Genomic DNA, 17,641 nt, shown 5'->3' with positions numbered 1-17,641 from the left:
CTCCTGTGTCAGCCTTCGGTGAAAGTGGGACACCGGCAGCGGCACCGAGGCGGCACGAGAAGGACATGGCGGACAGAGCCACGCAAGAAGGTGACGGGATCAGGACGTACCAGTTCCCCGTCGACCTGAGCGTCTGTGGCGTCGGCATCCAGGTGGGCCCCATGGGCCCCGGCCGCACCTGGCACGAGGACGCGCCGCTGGACCGCGTCCACCGCATCGACTTCCACGTGGTGATGTTCTTCAACGGCGGCCCCGTGTCGCACATGGTGGACTTCGCCGAGTACCGGGCGCGCGCCGGTGACGTTCTGTGGATACGCCCCGGTCAGGTCCACCGCTTCTCCCGGTCGAGCGAGTACCGCGGCACCGTGCTGACCATGCAGCCCGGTTTTCTGCCGCGCGCCACGGTGGAGGCCACGGGCCTGTACCGCTACGATCTGCCGCCGCTGCTGCACCCCGACGCGGACGGGCTCGCCGGGCTCCGCGCCTCCCTGGTCCAGCTTCAACGCGAGTACGAGGACACCACCACCCTGCCCCTGAGCCTGCACACGGCGGTGCTGCGCCACTCCCTGACCGCGTTCCTGCTGCGTCTCGGGCACCTCGCGGCCAGTTCGGCCGAGGTGGCGCGCGATCACGCCGACACCACCTTCACCCGGTTCCGGGACGCCGTCGAGCAGGGCTTCGCCACCAACCACAGCGTCAGTGCGTACGCCGACGCCCTCGGCTACTCCCGCCGCACCCTGGTGCGCGCCGTCCGCGCCGCCACCGGCGAGACGCCCAAGGGCTTCATCGACAAGCGGGTGGTCCTGGAGGCCAAGCGTCTGCTCGCGCACACGGACCTGCCCATCGGCCGCGTGGGTGCCGCCGTCGGTTTCCCCGACGCGGCGAACTTCTCCAAGTTCTTCCATCAGCACACGGACACGCCACCGGCGGCGTTCCGGGCGGAGCTGAGATGACGAAGGGGGCGAGCGCACGGCCCGCCCCCTCGACGGGCAGGCGCGCGGCCCGTCCGTCGGTGCCTTCGGCCGGCGTGCTCAGTGACCGAAGTCGAACCAGTTCACGTTCACGAAGTCGTTCGGCTGGCCGCTGGTGAAGGTGAGATACACGTCGTGCGTGCCGGTGACCGCGCTGATGTTCGCCGGCACGGTCCGCCAGCTCTGCCAGCCGCCCGTGTCGGCCACCGCGAAGCTGCCGACCGGTGCGTTCGTACGGCTGTCGAGGCGTACCTCGACCAGCCCGCTCACTCCGTTCGCCGCGCCGCTCGCGACCCGGCCGCGGAACTGGGTGGCCGCCGTGGAGCCGAAGTTCACGCCCTTGTACAGGGCCCAGTCGCCGTTCGCCAGCGAGCCGATGTCCTGGCCGCCGCCGGTGTCCGTGGCGGCCTCGGGGACCACGCCCGACTGGCTGTCGTACGACTCGGCCTGGATCGCGCCGTAGGCGTCCCGGTTGCCGGACGGCGGCGGTGTGGTACCGCTCCCACCGTCGGAGGACCGGAGCACCTGTACATAGTCGACCACCATCGGGTGGCCGGGCTCGGTGCCGCTGTCCGGGCCGCCGCCGAAGGCGGCCGGGAAGCCGCCGCCCATGGCCACGTTCAGGATGACGAAGAAGCCGTGGTTCGTGGCGTTCGACCAGGTCGTCCCGTCCACCTGGTTCGCCTTCACGGTGTGGAAAGTGACGCCGTCGAGGGAGAAACGGATCTCTTCGGGGCTTGTCGAGCGGTCCCACTCCATCGCGTAGGTGTGGAAGCCCGCCTGACATGTCGTGCCGCCACAGGAGGTGGAGCTGCCGATGCCGGACGTCTCGTTGCACGGACCGCCCGGGCTGCTGCCGCAGTGCATCGTCGCCCAGTCGGTGTTGAGGCCCTGGACGTTCTCCATGATGTCCAGTTCGCCGACGCTCGGCCAGTTCTGGTAGTTGCCCCGATACGGCGCCCCCAGCATCCAGAACGCGGGCCAGTAACCCTTGGCGGCGGACCCCGTCACGTTGGGCATCTGGATCCGGGCCTGGACCCGCAGCCTGCCGCCGGCCGGGGGCTGGAAGTCGGTGCGCCTGGTCTCGATGCGGCCCGAGGTCCAGTTGCCGGAGGCGTCGCGGCGTGGGGTGATGAGCAGGTTGCCGTTGCCGTCGAGGGAGACGTTGCCGGTGCCGGACGTCATCGTCTCGACCTCGCCGGTGCCCCAGTTGGCGGGGCCGCCGGGGTAGGACGTCCCGGTGTCGTACTGCCAGTCGGCCGTGTCGACGCCGGAGCCCGCCGCGCCGTCGAAGTCGTCGAGAAAGACCTGGGTCCAGCCGGACGGGGGAGTGGGTGCGGAGGCGTTCGCGGGCAGGGTCACGGCCGTGGCGGCGGCCACGGCCACACCCATCGTGCCGAGCACGGCGACGAGGACGCGGCGCAGGGGCCGGCGTCTCGGGGGTATGCCGGAGGTGTCCTTCATGTGCTGCCTCATTCGTACGGAGTGTGGGGTGTGCGCATGCGGCTGAGAGCAGGGGGCCGGTGCGCTGCGGTCGTGAGAGCGCTCTCAACCGCGTCGCCAATGTGCTCTCCGTCACTCCGGCCGTCAAGAGGTAAAGCCGAGAAAGTCCTTTCGCGGCAAGGGAGTTCAGACGCCGAAGGGGGGAAGGCGCCCGAACGGCCCCCGTGGCTCACGGGAGCCGAGGCTCCCCGGGCTCACGGGAGCCGACGCACCGTCAGGAGCCCGTCACCTCCACGAAGGCGGGGTTGGCGTAGAACCATGTGTCGGCCCACGGGTCGCCGTCACCGGGCGTGTGCGGAAGGGCCCGTGCGGGTCGACGGAGGCGCCGAGGTAACCGGCACCGTGACGGTTGCCGTCACTGCCGCGCAGCCGGACGTAGAAGGACTCGCTCCCCGCGGTCAGCGGGCTGCGAAGGGTGTAGGTCCCCTCGCGGCCGCTGACGTCCCTGGTCTGGACGATCTTGGTGTCGGGTGCCCGCCAGGTGTCGCGGTCGGACACGGGCCCGCGCACCGTACCCCGGATCACGTCCACGTGCGCCGGACGCGGAGGATTCCCTCGGGATTGGGACGGGTGGCCCGGCCAGTTCAGCCGCACCCACGTCGGGGTGACCGGCTACGGCTACCGGGCGCGGCTTCGACTGGGCGACGGCGACCGTAGGCGGACTGTGGGACGCGCTGCTCTCCGAGGGCAATGGCGGCACAGTGGTCCGGCCAGGGTGCCATGGCCGTTGCCCACAGCGGTGTGACGAGGTCCGCGCGTATCTCCTCGCGTGTCGGCCTGCGGCCGGTTTGCGGATGGAAGTATCGATGACCAGAACCAGTGGCGGCATGGTGACGAGGTACGCGCCGGTCGCCCCGGCGACCCGGTGCTTTCTCGCGGAGGCGGGCGTCGGGGTGATCGTGGCAGGAGAGGTGCAGGCGTGAGGCTGACGATTCTGGGCGGCGGCGGGTTCCGGGTGCCGCTCGTGTACGGCGCGCTCCTCGGGGACCGCGCCGAGGGCCGGGTCACCCGTGTCGTGCTGCACGACGTGGAGGCCGGGCGGCTGTCCGCGGTGGGGCGGGTGCTGGCCGAACAGGCCGAGGGTGTGCCGGACGCCCCAGCGGTGACCACCACGACCGACCTCGACGAGGCGCTGCGCGGCGCCGACTTCGTCTTCTCCGCGATCCGCGTCGGCGGCCTGGAGGGACGCGCGAACGACGAACGGGTGGCGCTCGCGGAAGGAGTCCTCGGTCAGGAGACGGTCGGTGCGGGCGGCATCGCGTACGGTCTGCGCACCGTGCCCGTCGCCGCCGACATCGCGCGGCGCGTGGCCCGGCTCGCCCCCGACGCCTGGGTCATCAACTTCACCAACCCCGCGGGCCTCGTCACCGAGGCCATGTCCCGCCACCTCGGCGACCGCGTCATCGGCATCTGCGACTCCCCGGTCGCGCTCGGCCGCCGTATCGCCCGTGTGCTCGGTGTCGCCGACCCACGCGAGGCCTTCATCGACTATGTCGGCCTCAATCACCTCGGCTGGGTGCGCGCACTGCGCGTCGCGGGCCGTGACGAACTGCCGCGGCTGCTCGCCGACCCCGGCCTGCTCGGCTCGTTCGAGGAGGGCAGGCTGTTCGGCGCCGACTGGCTCAGGTCCCTCGGCGCGGTCCCGAACGAGTACCTGCACTACTACTACTTCAACCGCGAGACCGTTCGCGCGTACCGGGAGGCCGAGAAGACCCGCGGCGCCTTCCTGCGCGACCAGCAGGCCCGGTTCTACGAGGAGATGAGGCGCCCGGACGCCGCGGCCCTCGCGACCTGGGATCGCACGCGGGCCGAGCGCGAGGCGACGTACATGTCCGAGAACCGGGAGACCGCGGGCGCGGGCGAACGCGACGCCGACGACCTGTCCGGCGGCTACGAGAAGGTGGCCCTCGCCCTGATGAGGGCCATCGCCCGCGACGAGCGCACCACCCTGATCCTCGATGTGCGCAACCGCGGCACCCTGTCCGTGCTGGACCCCGAGGCGGTCATCGAGGTGCCCTGCCTGGTGGACGCCAACGGCGCCCACCCCGTCGCGGTGGACCCGCTGCCCGGCCACGCCACCGGCCTGGTCTGTTCGGTCAAGGCGGTCGAGCGCGAGGTGCTGTCCGCAGCGGAGTCCGGCTCACGCGCGACGGCGGTGAAGGCGTTCGCACTCCATCCGCTCGTCGACTCGGTCAACGTCGCCCGGCGGCTCGTCGACGGCTACACCGCCGTCCACCCCGGCCTCGGATACCTCACATAGCCGTGTCGGCGTGGGGGTGCCGGTCCGGGCACCCCCACGCCGACGCTCAGCCGGTGAAGCCGGCGGTGATGGACGTGAACTGCCAGGTGTTCTGGCTGATGCCGGAGCAGTTGCTGACCACGCCGCCTCCCGGGCAGGGCCGGTCGCGGTTGACCGCCCAGAAGGCGAGCCGGGCGATGTGGTGCGAGTTGGCCCAGTCGCGGATCTGGGTCCAGATCGCCGGGGTGGTGTTCTCCTGCTGGTCGGACAGGCCGTTCATGCCGGAGATGCCGATGTGGGAGTAGGCCGTCGCGTCGTCCCAGCCGAAGGTGGACTTCAGCTTGGCCTTCAGGCCCTCGGCCGCGTTCACCGTGTTGCCGTACATGTCCGAGCCGCCGCCGAAGTCGAACGGCATGACGGTGAAGACGTCGATGTTCGCGCCGAGCGACTGGGCCTGCTCGATCAGCCGGTTGCCGTAGTAGGTCGGGCCGGTCGTCGAGGTGCCGAAGGTGACGATGGTCTTCAGGCCCGGGTTGTTGGCCTTGACCGTCTTCAGGGCGGTCAGGATCCTCGCCTGCACGGCCTCGTTCTCGAACTCGTCCGAGTTCTCGATGTCCATGTCGATCGCCTTCAGGGAGTAGGCGTCGATCACCTTCTGCAGAGCCCCGGCGAGCGCGCTCGCGGAGGAGCAGTTGGCGCCGAGCTTGCTGCCCTGCCAGCCGCCGAAGGACGGGACGATGTCACCGCCGGCGGAGCGGATCTGGTTGATGGCGGTCTGGTCGACCCCGCCGGTCAGTGCGCGGTTGCCGTCCCAGGCGGGGGTGCAGCCGCCCGAGTCGAGCACGAACGCCATCGTGAACCACTTGATGCCGGTCGCGCTCATCACCGTGCTCGGGTTCGGCGGGTCGCCCCAGCCCTCGTACAGGTACGGCGCGGCCTGCTTGAAGCCGGAGCCGCCGCCGCTGCCCGCGTCCGTCGTGACCGACACGGAGTCGGAGGCCCCGGAGGTGTTCCCGGCCGCGTCCCGCGCCTTCACCGTGAAGGTGTAGCCGGTACTGGGCGACAGTCCGCCGACCGTCGCGGACGTGCCGGAGACGCTCAGTACCTGGCTGGAGCCGCTGTAGACGTCGTACGCGGCCACGCCGACGTTGTCCGTCGAGGCGTTCCACTTCAGCGACACGCTCGAGGAGGTCTTGCCGGTGGACGTCAGGCCGGTGGGCGTGGTCGGCGCCTGGGTGTCGGAGCCGCCACCGCCGCCGGGCCCGTCCAGGCTGATGTCGTCGGCGTAGTACGTGCCCTGCGCGTACCAGCCGTGGACGTAGATCGTGGCGCTGGTCTGCGAGGCGCCGGTGGTGAACGAGACGGACAGCCGGCTGTACGCCGACGGGGACGTCGTCCAGGTCGAGGCGCCGCCGTTCACACCGAGGTAGACATAGCTGCCGCGGACCCAGCCGCTGAGGGTGTACGTCGTGTTCGGCTGGACCTGGACGGTCTGGCTGCACTGTGCGTTGTCGCTCGAACTCGCCGCGCCGGCAAGGGCCTTGGAACCGCCGTGGACGGGGCTGGAGACGACCGAGCCGAGGTTGCCGGTGCACGACCAGGGGGAGAGGCTGCCCGACTCGAAGCCGGGATTGGACAGGATATTGGCCGCCTGGGCGGTGCCGGGGAGGGCGACCGCCCCGCCCAGCGCCAGGGCGGCGGAGCCGACGAGGGCGAAGAAGGCACGTCTGGAACGTCTGAGGAGTGTGCGCACGTGATCTCCCTGAAGGCGAAGTGGGGTTCGGGAGTGCAGGGCCAGTGCGGAAGGTGCGCAACCAAGTTGGTATGGACCAATCCCGGTGTCAAGGGCCGGCGTCGGAATTGGTCCAGACCGGTGCGGGAGGGAGGAAGGGAGGCCACCTACAGGGGCAGGGCCTGTGCCGCGCCGACCTCGACCGGGCCGGCCGGCACCGTGGGCGCGACCGGCGCCTGCTCCGGCTCGTCGGCCCGCTGCCGCGGCAGCGAAACGGAGCGAAGCGGCCGCGGCCCCGACACCACCGTGTAGTCGGTGCCCAGGAACGGCGGCACCACCTCGCCCGGATCCTCCCCGAGGGCCAACTGAACCGCCGCCCACGGGGCGTTGACGCCGCACAGCGCCAGCTGGTGCAGACCGCCCGCCGGGCGCGTGTTGACGTCGAGGAGCACCGGCTCGTCGCCGTACATCCGGAACTGGATGTTGGAGAGGTGGAGCAGTCCGAAGCCCTCCGCCAGGCGCCTGGCCGGCTCCAGCCACTGCTCGTGCAGCGTGAAGCCCCGGCGGCGACCGTTCTTGGTGCGGCCCACCGCCATGCGGATCCGGTGGTCGGGCCCGGTCAGGCAGTCGACCGACACCTCCGGCTGCTCCAGGCGCGGCATCACCAGCCAGTCGACGGGCTCCTCGGCCTCGCGCACCGCCCGGACGACCAGGTCCAGCGGCACATAAGGCCCCGGGAAGCCGCTCAGATGCACCATCGAGAAGGGGGCGCGCGTGATCACACGGAACCCCACCCCGCCCGCGCCCGAAGCCGGCTTGAAACACGCCTTGTGGCCCCCGGCCTCCAACTCCTCGACGGCGGCAGCCAGTTCGGCCTCGTTCGTGACCCGCCACCACGGCGGCACCGGAATGCCGATCGCCTGCACGGCCTGATACGCCGTCACCTTGTCCCGGAACACCGCGACCGCCTCGGCGGACGGCGCCAGCAGCGCCGTGCCGGCCGCCTCGAACTCGGTGCGGTGCTCGACGATCGCCTCCTGGTGCAGCCGGGGCACGAACACATCGATGCCGCGGCGCATGCACTGATCGAGGGCGTACTCCACGTACGCGGCCGGGGACAGGCCCTCCGGCTCGAGGTCGGCGGTGTCCGCCGCGGCCAGAACCGGTGAGTCGGGGTCGCCGTGCGTGGCATGGATCTCGACGGCCCGGTCGCTGGGATTTCTCCGCAGCTGATCCATGAAGAACACGTTCTCCGCGTACGTGCGGTTGAGCCAGACGCGTACGCGAGAGACCATGCATGCCACCTTTAACGGTTCGCGGGCAGGGCGGAGCAGGCCGTGCCCGGCCAGGGGAAGGGGAGGTACACCGAACCGCCGTACGCGCAAAGGCGTCCGTGGCGGACGTGTTGGGGCGATCATAGGGCCTCCCGGACCCTCCCAGGGCTACGCGCGTATTACGGATTCCCCCCGCTTCCCGGGCTGACGGAGACCGGCCGTTTCCCGGGCGATCGGGCAGTGGACAGAAGGAAACCAGCCGTTTTCCGGGGCGCCCGCGCAGCCCTCGCGGGTCGCTCTTGTCCGTCGGCGGCCCGGTGTGCTCTTGTGTTCCTGTTCGGATCTCGAAAGGGGCGAGGGTGGAGTCGACGGACGGCCGTGGACAGCTGCTCGCCATCAGCGACCTGCACATCGGATATCCGGAGAACCGCGCTCTCGTCGAGCGCATGCGGCCCACCACGGACCAGGACTGGCTCCTCGTGGCCGGTGATGTGGCCGAGACCGTCGCCGACATCCGCTGGGCCCTGGAACTGCTGGCCGGCCGCTTCCGCAAGGTGCTCTGGGCGCCGGGCAACCATGAGCTGTGGTCGCATCAGAGGGACACCGTCACGCTGCGGGGCGTCGAGCGCTACGCACACCTGGTCGCCATGTGCCGGGAAGTGGGCGTGACCACACCCGAGGACCCCTACCCGGTCTGGGAGGGGCCGGGCGGTCCGGTGGCCGTCGCGCCGCTCTTCCTGCTCTACGACTACTCGTTCCTGCCGCAGGGCTGCACGACCAAGGAGCAGGGGCTTCAGTACGCCCACGGCACCGGGATCGTGTGCACCGACGAGTATCTGCTGCACCCCGACCCCTATCCGAGCCGCGAGGCCTGGTGCCGCGCCAGGGTGGCCGAGACCGAGCGCAGGCTCGAGGAGATCCCCGACGATCTCCCCACCGTGCTGGTGAACCACTACCCCCTGGACCGGCACCCCACGGACATCCTGCGCCATCCCGAGTTCGCCATGTGGTGCGGCACCCGGCTCACCGCCGACTGGCACCGCCGCTTCCGGGTCGCCTGCATGGTCTACGGGCATCTGCACATTCCGCGCACCACCCACCACGACGGCGTGCGCTTCGAAGAGGTGTCGGTGGGCTACCCCCGCGAATGGCGCCCCCGCGCGGCACCGCCCGGAAAGCTGCGCCGCATACTGCCGATGGAGGTCCCAGCAGGTGATCGAGGAGCTGCTCCCGGGGTCGGTCGCGGTCGTGGAGGCACACGGCCGTGACGCGCTCGGCGACGGCGTCCCCCTCTACCCGGAGGAGGAGGCGGTCGTGGCGCGGGCCGTCGAGAAGCGGCGCCGGGAGTTCCGGGCCGCACGCGGCTGCGCGCGACAGGCCATGGAGAAGCTCGGTGTGGCGCCGCGTCCCATCCTGCCCGGCGAGCGTGGCGCACCGGGCTGGCCGGACGGGCTGATCGGCAGCATCACGCACTGTGAGGGATACTGCGCCGCCGCGCTGGCGCACATCGGCGACCTGGTCTCGCTCGGCATCGACGCGGAACCGCACGCCCGGCTCCCGGAGGGGGTCCTGGAGGCGGTCGCGCTGCCCACCGAGCAGACGCGGCTGCGGGCCCTCGCCCACAGCCACCCGTCCGTCCACTGGGACCGGCTGCTGTTCAGCGCCAAGGAGTCCGTCTACAAGGCGTGGTTCCCCCTGACCGGGAAGTGGCTCGACTTCCAGCAGGCCGACATAGAGATCGACCCGGGTCCCGCCCCCGGTGTGCCGGGCCGCTTCCGGGCGCGGCTGCTGGTCCCGGGGCCGGTGATCGACGGCCACCCCATGGAGATCTTCGACGGCCGGTGGACGGCGGGGCGGGGGCTGGCCGCGACAGCCATCGCCGTACCTCGTCCCTAGCGCGCCGTCCCTAGGGCGCTACCAGGGCGTCCACGATCATGCCGGTGACGGCCTCCAGGCCCCCGGTGGCCAGCGCCGTGCGCTGGAGCTCCGCGCCCGTGCCCCGCTCCAGCAGACGCCGGACCAGCGAGGTCACCTCCCGGGTGTCTCCGTACGCCTCCAGGGCGGGCTCCACGTGCTCCAGGAGCCCGTACACCACGTCGTCGGCACGGCGGCGCCCGCCGCCGATGTCGATCAGATCCTCGCTCAGCCCGTAGCGGGCGGCCTGCCACATCGCCGCCTGCACGAACTCCATGTCGCCCTCGGGCGCGGAGCCGCCCGCCGCGGCATCGCGCATGGCGGTGTCGGCGAGGGCGCGTACCAGCCCCGCGAACATCACTGCGTCGTCCGCGCGCAACTGGACGTCCAGGCAGCGGACCTCCACCGTGGGGTAGCGGTCGGACAGCCGGGCCTGCCAGTACAGCTGCCCGGTGTCGCCGATCAGCCCTGCCGACAGCAGCCGCCGCACCCGCCGCTCGTAGTCCGCCTCGTCGGCGAAGTACGGGGGGACGCCGCTGACCGGCCAGCGGTCGAAGATCAGGGTGCGCCAGCTCGCGAAGCCGGTGTCGTGTCCCGCCCACAGCGGGGAGTTCGCCGACATCGCCGTCAGCGTCGGCAGCCACAGGCGGATGCGGTTGAGCACCTCGACCCCCGCTTGCCGGCCGGGGACGGCGACATGCACATGCATGCCGTTGACCATCTGCTCGGCCACCAGCTGGGGCGCCTGCCGCTGCATCTCCCGGTAGCGGGCCTTGTCGGTGATGGGTACCGGCAGGCCCTCCGCCAGCGGCGGTGTACCGCTGGCCACGAGCCGGCAGCCGCATGCCTCGGCCGCCCCCGCCACGGCGTGCCGTAGACGCAGCAGATGCCCGCCGACCTCCTCCAGCGTGGCGCACACCGGCGTGGCCACCTCCACCTGGGCCTGGAGAAGCTCCGTCTGGACCTCGTCGTCGGTGACGAACGGCGCGAGACCCGCCGCGGCCCGCACCTTTTCCCCGCGCGCCGCCGGCCAGCCGGTGCCCAGATCGATCAGCAGGTACTCCTCTTCCACACCGACCGTTGTCATGGCCGACCTTTCCCTCCCCCGCCGCCGCGATCCGTCCCGGGAGGGCAGGCCCGCTGCTGTCCGGGCGCGCGTCCCGCCCGCCCCAGGGGTGCCGAGAACAAGTTCCGCGAGCAGGCCCGCTCAAACGGGGCCGCACGACGTGGTCAGCGCGTCGCCACCACACGCAGCGTCTCCAGCGTGGGATCCGCCGCGTCGGGGATCAGCACGCCGTGGGCGACACCGCTGCGCAGATAGTCGAGGACCTCCATGGTGATCACTTCACCGGGGGCCACCACGGGGACGCCCGGCGGGTAGGGGCTGATCGTCTCGGCGGCGATCCGTCCTGCCGCCCGCTCGGCGGGCACGTTCTCGGCAGGTCCGAAGAACGCCTCGCGCGGCGTGATGGCCTGCTCCAGTTCCAGTGTCGAGGGCTCCGGCAGGTGCACCGGCGTCTGCCGCTCCATGCCCTCGGCGTTCTCGGCCAGCGCGCGCAGGGCGTCCAGCAGGATCTTCTCGGTCTCGTCGTCGTCGGCGTGTGTGATCGAGGCGCTGATGCGGCAGGTGTCCGAGCCGCCGACATCGACGTGACGGTGGGCGCGCAGCCACTCGGCGGCCTGCATTCCGCTCACGCCGAGTCCCCGCACGTCGATCACGATCTTCAGGGGATCGTACTCGGCGGCGAGCCCCGCCTCGACGACCTCGGAGCCCATGGGCCGCAGCCCCGGCAGATCACCGGCCATGGACCGGATCCGCTCCGCGCGGTGCAGCGCGGACTCCAGAAGTTCGTGTCCCCGCTCGACCATCTGGCGTCGCCAGCCGTCGAGGGTGGCGTACACCAGGGACGAGGCACTGGTGGTGCCGAGGAGGTCCTCCCGCTGCTTGAGGACGTCCGGCGACACCCGGTCGTACTGGAGGTGGAAGACGGAACTCTGCTCGATGGCACCGCCCATCTTGTGGACGCTGGTCACCACCAGATCGGCCTCGGCGTCCATGCCCCAGGCGGGGAGAGCGGGGTGGAACGGAAGGTGGGCGCCCCAGGCCTCGTCCACGATCAGCGGGACGTCGAAGTCGTGACACACCCGCGCCACGCCCCGGATGTCCGCGCAGGTGCCCCAGTCGGTCGGCGTGATCAGCAACATGCCTTTGGCGTCCGGGTGCTCCTCGAGACGACGGCGCACGTCGTCCGGCTCCGGCGGGTGGGCGAGGTGGCGCTCCACGTCGAACTTCGGATGCACCCAGACCGGCTCCACCCCGTTGATCACGAGGGCCGCGACCACGGACTTGTGGGCGTTGCGCGACACCAGCAGCTTCTCGCCGGGGCCGGCCACGGAGATCATGGCGGTCTTCACCGACAGGGAACTGCCGCAGGTGGAGAAGAACGCCCGCTCGGCGCCGACCGCGTTCGCCATGAGTTCCTGCGCCTGAGCGAGCACGCCCTGCGACTGGCGGCGGTCGTCCAGTCCGTTGAGGGACAGCACGTCCGAACGGAAGACGTCGAGCCCCACGATGTCCGCCACCCGCGGATCGGCCCCACGGCCCTGTTTGTGGCCCGGAGGGCCGTAGGCCACGTCCCCTCGGCGCCGGAACTCCTCCAGCGCCTCCAGTACGGGAGCCCGCGAGTGATCCATCTGCTTCCCTTCCGGTCGCCCTGCGGCGTTCGGCCGCCGTCCCGGATCCGGGCGCACCGGCGGCCCGTCCCGGCGCACGTCGGGTTCCACCGGCGGGACATTCGAAACTCCGGGGTGTCGCGGTCCCGGACGGTGGAACCCGCGCTGACGTGGCACCGCATCCGGAGGCGAAGGAGGCCATGTGACCCGCACATCCGACGATGTTCACGAGGCACTGCGCGGGGCGGTGGCCCAGCGGGCCGGCGTGGTGTGGGAGGCCGCCCTCGCACTGCACGCCGATCCCGAGTACGCCTTCGCCGAACACCGGGCGGCCGGGCTGCTGACGGGCGCGCTGGCGCAGGAGGGCTTCACGGTCGAGCGCGGGGTGGCGGGGATGCCCACCGCGTTCGCCGCGCGCTCGGGCGACGGCCGCCCCACGGTCGCGCTGCTCCTGGAGTACGACGCCCTGCCCGGCCTAGGCCACGCCTGCGGGCACAACCTCATCGCCGCCGCGGGCCTGGGGGCGGCGCTGGCCCTGCACACGGTGCTGGGCGGCGCGCACGGATGCGTGATGGCCGTGGGCACACCGGCCGAGGAAGGCGGTGGCGGCAAGGCCCTCGAGGTGGAGGCCGGGGTGTTCGACGGCGTCGACGCGGCGCTGATGTTCCACCCGGGGGTGTACGACTGGCGGTACGCGCCGCTGACGGCACAGGTGCAGTACCGCGTCGCCTTCCATGGACGGGCGGCCCATCCCACGGGCAACCCGACCGAGGGCATCGACGCCCTGGCGGCGCTCGTCGAACTGTTCAACGTCCTGGCCGTGGTCGGCCGGCGCCTGCCGGAGGCCTCCCATGTGCAGGGCATCGTCACCGACGGCGGCCGGGCCACGAACATCGTCCCCGAGTACGCGGAGGGCCGGTTCGGGCTGCGGGCGCTGACCACCCGGGCGCTGGAGGACCTGGCCGAGCAGCTGCGGGAGTGCGCCGAGGGCGTCGCCCGGGCCACGGGCACCACGGCGGAGGTGGAGCGCGCCACCGTCCGGTACGAGCACTTCCGCGACAGCGACGTGCTCTCCGCGCGGTTCGCCGAGCACCTGTCCGGGAAGGGGATCGTGCTGGCTCCCCCTGCCGCCGGGGTGTACCTGGGGTCGTCGGACATCGGCAACGTCAGCGCCCGGCTGCCCGCCATCCACCCGTTCGTGGCGATCATGAACGAGGAGGGGTCCGACCACACCGCCGAGTTCGCCGAGGCGGCCGCCTCCGAGCGGGCCCGCACCGTGCTTCTCGCCGCCACGGAGGCGCTCGCGTGCACCGCCGCCGATGTCCTGCTCCGCCCGGAACTGCGCGAGGAGGCCTGGCGGCAGCACCGCGCCCGATCCGCGGCGGACCTCTGAGACCGCCGCGGCCCACGGGAGGCCGCTCAGGGACACCACTGTCCGCACAGGCGGAAGAACTCCTCCTCGGTGCCCGTGAGCCCGGCCTCCGCCAGGGCCCGGTCCGCCTCGGCCAGGGCGGCGGTCGGGACCACGGGTGGTCGCAGCGGATTCGGGGGTCCGTCGAAGGCCGCTCGAACGGTGTGGAGGAGGCGAAGATAGGCCTGTACGGCGGCGCGTTGGCGGTCGGTCAGTACGGCGGTCGGCATCGGTCGGCTCTCCCCGGATCGGCCGCGCGGCCCGGGAGGGCGCGCGGCGGTACGTGCACGGTGCACGCCCCCGTACGCGGTCGGTCGCCGCGCGTATCGGTGGCGCACCCCCAGCTTGCCGTCCGCCACTGACAATCCCGTGGCCGAAGCGGCGGGTTCGCCCGCTCAGCGGAGCCGCAACCGCCCCACGGGGCGCCGGGCAACATGCCGCAAGTGGGCCTGTTCGCACGCCCGCTGACGCCCCTGGGGTTCGATCTCGGCCAGGGCGCGGTCGAGTTGCCGGCCCTCCGAGGGATCCGCAGGATGGGTTTGTCCGGCTTGCGCGCCGTCGCCCGTGCCCTTGTCTCCGAGGCCGGTTGAGGACCACCGAGAAGTGACTACTGTGGCGACCTGGCACCGACGTCCAAGACCGGGGAGTGACGACGTGAAGACCAGGCGCGAGAAAAGGATGAAAGAGCTCAGCGCCGAACTGCTCGCCCGCCTGGACCAGGCCGCGCCGGGTGACGACGACGAGATCTTCGTGGCCCTCGGCACCATTCTCACCGGTCTGCGAGGCCGTCCGGTGGTGCTGAAGCGGACCAGCTTTCCGCCTGGCACGGCGAGCGGACTGTGGCTCGATCTCGAGGACATGGACATCGTCGCCGTGCGGATCGACACGACCAACAGCGAGCACGAGCACGTCATCCTGGGCCATGAGATCTGGCACATGTTCGAGGGACACTGCGGAGCCCACACCCCGGCGGGCCGGGCCGCCGCACGGGCGCACAGCTTCCAGGCCGGTGCCGTCGACGATGTCGTGCGCCGGCTTCTCACCTCCCGGGACGCGAGACTCGGCGGGCTCGGCGCGCCCCAGCTGGGCGTCGCAGCCCGCACCCGCTTCGACGACCGGCACGAGGCGGAGGCCGAGATGTTCGGCCTGCGGCTCGGAACCGACCTGCGCACCTTCCGCAGGACCCACTGGCGCGCCGATCTGGGCCAGGTGGCCGGACGCATCGAGGACTCGCTGGGCCGAGGCCTCTGGGTCTGAGTCGTGGACGGTCGGTTCTACTGTCTGACGGCCATGCTCCTGTGGAGCGGCCTCGCCATCAGGATTCCCCGGCTGCTGCACAGCAGGCGTGACCCGGCGCCGGTGTCGCTGTGCGCGGTCCTGCTCGCGGCCGGGATCTCCTTCACCCTGTCCGCTCCCGCCGGCGTCGCCGCCGTCAACCACCCGACGGGCATCCCGGACATCGCCGCACCGCCGGCGTACACCGTGGTGACCGCCTTCAGCGCCTCCTGCATCGTCCTGACCGTCCACTGGCGCGGCGGCGAACCGGCGCACGTGCGCCGCGCGGCCCTCGCGTGGCTGACCGCCTACGCCGCCGTCACCGTCGCCCTGTGGGTGCTGTTCGCGATCGGCGACGCACCCCTGGAACGCCGGGCCGACCTGGACACCTACTACGCCACCACCCCCGGTCTCGCGGAGATGATCACCCTGCTCAACGGTGTCTTCGGGATGGTCGAACTGGCCGCGGTCGTGGCCCGTTGGACGGGACGGCGCCGGGACACCCTGAGCACCGACCTGGCCCCCGCCGTCGCCCTCGTCACCTTCGGCCACGCCCTGCCGCCGGCCGGTCCGCGCATCGAGAGCGTCACCGCCTACGCCGGGCTCCGGCCGCTGTTCAAACTCCTGGTCGACCCCGCCGACCGGCGCTGCCGGGTGCCGCTGTCCTGGCGGTCGCTGGGCGACATCGACCTTCGTCTCACCCGGCGGGAGACCGGCATCCGCGACGGCATCTCCCCTCTGCGACCCGGCTTGGACGACCGGGTGCGCGAGCGGGCGTACAACGGGGCGATCTCCTGCGGTGCGAGCACCCCGGAAGCCGAGGCCATCGGCGCAGCCGCCATGGCCGTCGCCGCCACCCGGACCGGCTCACCCGGCGAACCCGTGCCCGGCGCCCGCGTCCCCACCGCGCTCGACGGCAACCTGCGCGACCTGGTCCGGGTCTCCCGGGCCGTCCACACCCCCATCGTCGCCGACACGCCCCGGGCGGGCGGCAGGCCGGAGAACCGAGGGACATGACCTTACGCGCCCAGACGGCACCCTGTCCGACCACACCGCCCGAAGTCGTCGCACCATGAAGGCCAACCTCGGCTTCTACGTCGCCGGCGGCCTGCTGCTCCTGGCCTGCCTGCTCAAGTTACCCGCCCTGGTCCGCGCCCGCGGCCGGGACTGGCTGCTGTCCTCGATCTGCGCCCTGCTGCTGGTGGGATCGGGCGTCCTGTTCACCTCCGCGCCGCAGACCATCATCCTGGTCAACCGGACCACCGGGGTGTCCAACTTCTCCGCCCCACTGGTCTACTGCGCGCTCACGGGCTTCTCCGCGGCCTCGGTCGTACTGGTCCTGAACTGGCGCGGCGGCACCGACAAGGGCCGTACCCGGTGCCTGTCACAGCAGATCATCGCGCTCTATCTGCTGGTGTGGGTGCTGATCGTCACCCTGTACGCGCTCGGCGACGCCCCCGTGGAACGACGCACCGACTTCGACCTGTACTACGCGGGCACGCCCTACATCCGCGAGATGATCCTGCTGTATCTCCTCGCCCACGGCGTGGCCTCCTTCACCTGCAGCCGGCTGTGCTGGCGCTGGTCGCGCGACGTGTACGGCAGCATGCGGATCGGCCTGCGTGCCCTCGCGCTCGGCTATCTGCTGCACTACGCCGGCTACGACGGGGCCAAACTCGTGGCGATCGGCGTCCGCTGGACGGGGCACGACTGGGGCTTTTTGGCCACCGGTGTCGCACCCAGCATGGGCCAGCCCAGCGCCCTCCTCGTCGCCGTCGGCTTCATCCTTCCGCTCGTCGGACGCCGCAGCGAGGACGCGGTCCGGTACTGGCAACTCGGCCCGCTCGCCAGGGCCGTCGGGGCGGTTCCCGGCGTGCCCGGCCTCGCCCTGCTGCCCCTGCCCTGGTGGACACCCGAGTTCCGACTGCGGCTGACGCAGCGTCAGACCTATATCTCGGACCGTATCGTGGCGTGCCGGGGCCATTTCGACCACCGGATTCGGGACGAGGCACACGCTGCCGCCGTCGCCCGTGGAGCGAGCGCGCAGGACGCCGACATCATCGCCGAGGCGGCGATGATCGCCGCCGCCGCCGACACCTACAGCGACGTCGGCGAGGACCCCCCGCCCGGGCAGGCGACGCTCGGGCCGCCCGGGCCGCCCCTCACGACGGGGGACCTGGCCCGGCTGTCCCGCGCCCTGCGGTCCCGCGTCGTCAAGGACATGCGGCGGCGCAGCCGTGCCGGACGCGAACAGGCTCCGACCTGACCCGTTGTCAGGGAAGCGGCCGGGACGTCCCGTCCACGCGCCGGTGCAGGACGCACACGTACGCCTCGTCGCCGCCCGGCTCGTCCAGGATGCGGTACGCCCCGTCGCGGACCTCCCCGATGTCCTTGTCGCAGTGGGCCGGGACGGACGGACCGAGAAGGATGCCGCCGAGGGCCGACCGTGCCTGCGCGGACGCGGGTGCCTCGGCGGGCAGCCCCGGGATCCGCTGCCGCGCGCCGGGCGACGCGTCCTCCAGGGCGCACACCAGCGCTTAGGTCACGGTGCCGTTCAGCAGGTCCTCGTGGCGGCCCGAGGCGAGATCCTCCCATGTCGAGCCGGGGGCCGCTCGCCGTGCCGGGCGGGAAGGCGGCCGTACGGAACCG

15 protein-coding genes and 1 pseudogene are annotated in these 17,641 nt (G+C 71.9%); 8 read left to right on the top strand and 8 right to left on the bottom strand.

What is annotated here, in order from left to right:
* Positions 1-65: 65 nt before the first annotated feature.
* A complete protein-coding gene (locus tag ABZ876_RS28825) occupies positions 66-953 on the top strand; it encodes an AraC family transcriptional regulator (protein WP_361787332.1) in 888 nt (295 codons plus the stop codon).
* Positions 954-1,031: 78 nt separating this feature from the next.
* Here ABZ876_RS28825 and ABZ876_RS28820 read toward each other — a convergent pair whose 3' ends face one another.
* Both ABZ876_RS28820 and ABZ876_RS28815 read right to left on the bottom strand, forming a co-directional pair.
* Entirely contained in the window at positions 1,032-2,435 is a 1,404-nt protein-coding gene (locus ABZ876_RS28820) for a glycoside hydrolase family 16 protein (protein WP_361787329.1), read from the bottom strand.
* Between the two features lie 253 nt (positions 2,436-2,688).
* Positions 2,689-3,049 (bottom strand): annotated as a pseudogene (locus ABZ876_RS28815) (histidinol-phosphatase); the annotation flags it as partial.
* A 344-nt stretch (positions 3,050-3,393) separates the two neighbouring features.
* Here ABZ876_RS28815 and ABZ876_RS28810 point away from each other — a divergent pair.
* Positions 3,394-4,734 (top strand): 6-phospho-beta-glucosidase, encoded by a 1,341-nt coding sequence (locus ABZ876_RS28810; RefSeq protein ID WP_361787326.1) that lies wholly within the window; start codon positions 3,394-3,396, stop codon positions 4,732-4,734.
* 46 nt (positions 4,735-4,780) lie between these two features.
* On the opposite strand, the gene ABZ876_RS28805 is transcribed toward ABZ876_RS28810, so the two are convergent.
* Together ABZ876_RS28805 and ABZ876_RS28800 are read right to left on the bottom strand one after the other, a co-directional pair.
* Complete coding sequence (locus ABZ876_RS28805; protein ID WP_361787323.1) at positions 4,781-6,466, bottom strand: carbohydrate binding domain-containing protein; 1,686 nt, start codon at positions 6,464-6,466, stop codon at positions 4,781-4,783.
* A 146-nt stretch (positions 6,467-6,612) separates the two neighbouring features.
* Positions 6,613-7,740: an ATP-grasp domain-containing protein gene (locus ABZ876_RS28800; protein ID WP_361787320.1), complete on the bottom strand. Its 1,128-nt coding sequence runs from the start codon at positions 7,738-7,740 to the stop codon at positions 6,613-6,615.
* A gap of 338 nt (positions 7,741-8,078) precedes the next feature.
* On the opposite strand from ABZ876_RS28800, the gene ABZ876_RS28795 reads away from it, so the two are divergent.
* Positions 8,079-8,987, top strand: coding sequence for a metallophosphoesterase (locus tag ABZ876_RS28795; protein WP_361787318.1), 909 nt, complete (start codon positions 8,079-8,081; stop codon positions 8,985-8,987).
* A complete protein-coding gene (locus ABZ876_RS28790) occupies positions 8,932-9,615 on the top strand; it encodes a 4'-phosphopantetheinyl transferase superfamily protein (RefSeq protein ID WP_361787315.1) in 684 nt (227 codons plus the stop codon). Before ABZ876_RS28795 ends, ABZ876_RS28790 begins: the two co-directional genes overlap by 56 nt.
* A 10-nt stretch (positions 9,616-9,625) precedes the next feature.
* Here the strand turns inward: ABZ876_RS28790 and ABZ876_RS28785 are convergent, their stop codons facing one another.
* Together ABZ876_RS28785 and ABZ876_RS28780 are read right to left on the bottom strand one after the other, a co-directional pair.
* Entirely contained in the window at positions 9,626-10,720 is a 1,095-nt protein-coding gene (locus tag ABZ876_RS28785) for a glutamate--cysteine ligase (protein ID WP_361787312.1), read from the bottom strand.
* Between the two features lie 143 nt (positions 10,721-10,863).
* Positions 10,864-12,327, bottom strand: a complete 1,464-nt coding sequence (locus ABZ876_RS28780) for an ornithine decarboxylase (protein WP_361787309.1) — start codon at positions 12,325-12,327, stop codon at positions 10,864-10,866.
* A gap of 181 nt (positions 12,328-12,508) precedes the next feature.
* On the opposite strand from ABZ876_RS28780, the gene ABZ876_RS28775 reads away from it, so the two are divergent.
* Positions 12,509-13,699, top strand: a complete 1,191-nt coding sequence (locus ABZ876_RS28775) for an amidohydrolase (RefSeq protein WP_361787306.1) — start codon at positions 12,509-12,511, stop codon at positions 13,697-13,699.
* Positions 13,700-13,725: 26 nt separating this feature from the next.
* Here the strand turns inward: ABZ876_RS28775 and ABZ876_RS28770 are convergent, their stop codons facing one another.
* A complete protein-coding gene (locus ABZ876_RS28770) occupies positions 13,726-13,947 on the bottom strand; it encodes a hypothetical protein (protein ID WP_361787303.1) in 222 nt (73 codons plus the stop codon).
* Between the two features lie 448 nt (positions 13,948-14,395).
* On the opposite strand from ABZ876_RS28770, the gene ABZ876_RS28765 reads away from it, so the two are divergent.
* Genes ABZ876_RS28765 through ABZ876_RS28755 form a run of 3 tightly spaced genes read left to right on the top strand, consistent with a single transcriptional unit; the run spans position 14,396 to position 17,258 of the window.
* Complete coding sequence (locus tag ABZ876_RS28765; protein WP_361787300.1) at positions 14,396-14,974, top strand: toxin-antitoxin system, toxin component; 579 nt, start codon at positions 14,396-14,398, stop codon at positions 14,972-14,974.
* Positions 14,975-14,977: 3 nt separating this feature from the next.
* Entirely contained in the window at positions 14,978-16,009 is a 1,032-nt protein-coding gene (locus ABZ876_RS28760; protein WP_361787297.1) for a DUF6545 domain-containing protein, read from the top strand.
* Between the two features lie 55 nt (positions 16,010-16,064).
* Positions 16,065-17,258 carry a DUF6545 domain-containing protein gene (locus tag ABZ876_RS28755; protein WP_361787294.1) on the top strand — a complete coding sequence of 398 codons (1,194 nt, stop codon included), beginning with the start codon at positions 16,065-16,067 and terminating at the stop codon, positions 17,256-17,258.
* Positions 17,259-17,265: 7 nt separating this feature from the next.
* On the opposite strand, the gene ABZ876_RS28750 is transcribed toward ABZ876_RS28755, so the two are convergent.
* Positions 17,266-17,523, bottom strand: a complete 258-nt coding sequence (locus ABZ876_RS28750; RefSeq protein WP_361787291.1) for a hypothetical protein — start codon at positions 17,521-17,523, stop codon at positions 17,266-17,268.
* Positions 17,524-17,641: the final 118 nt, after the last annotated feature.

Origin of the sequence: Streptomyces sp. NPDC046931 (genome assembly GCF_040644655.1) — a bacterium.
Taxonomy (GTDB): Bacteria; Actinomycetota; Actinomycetes; order Streptomycetales; family Streptomycetaceae; genus Streptomyces.
This window is presented reverse-complemented; position numbering and strand designations above follow the sequence as displayed.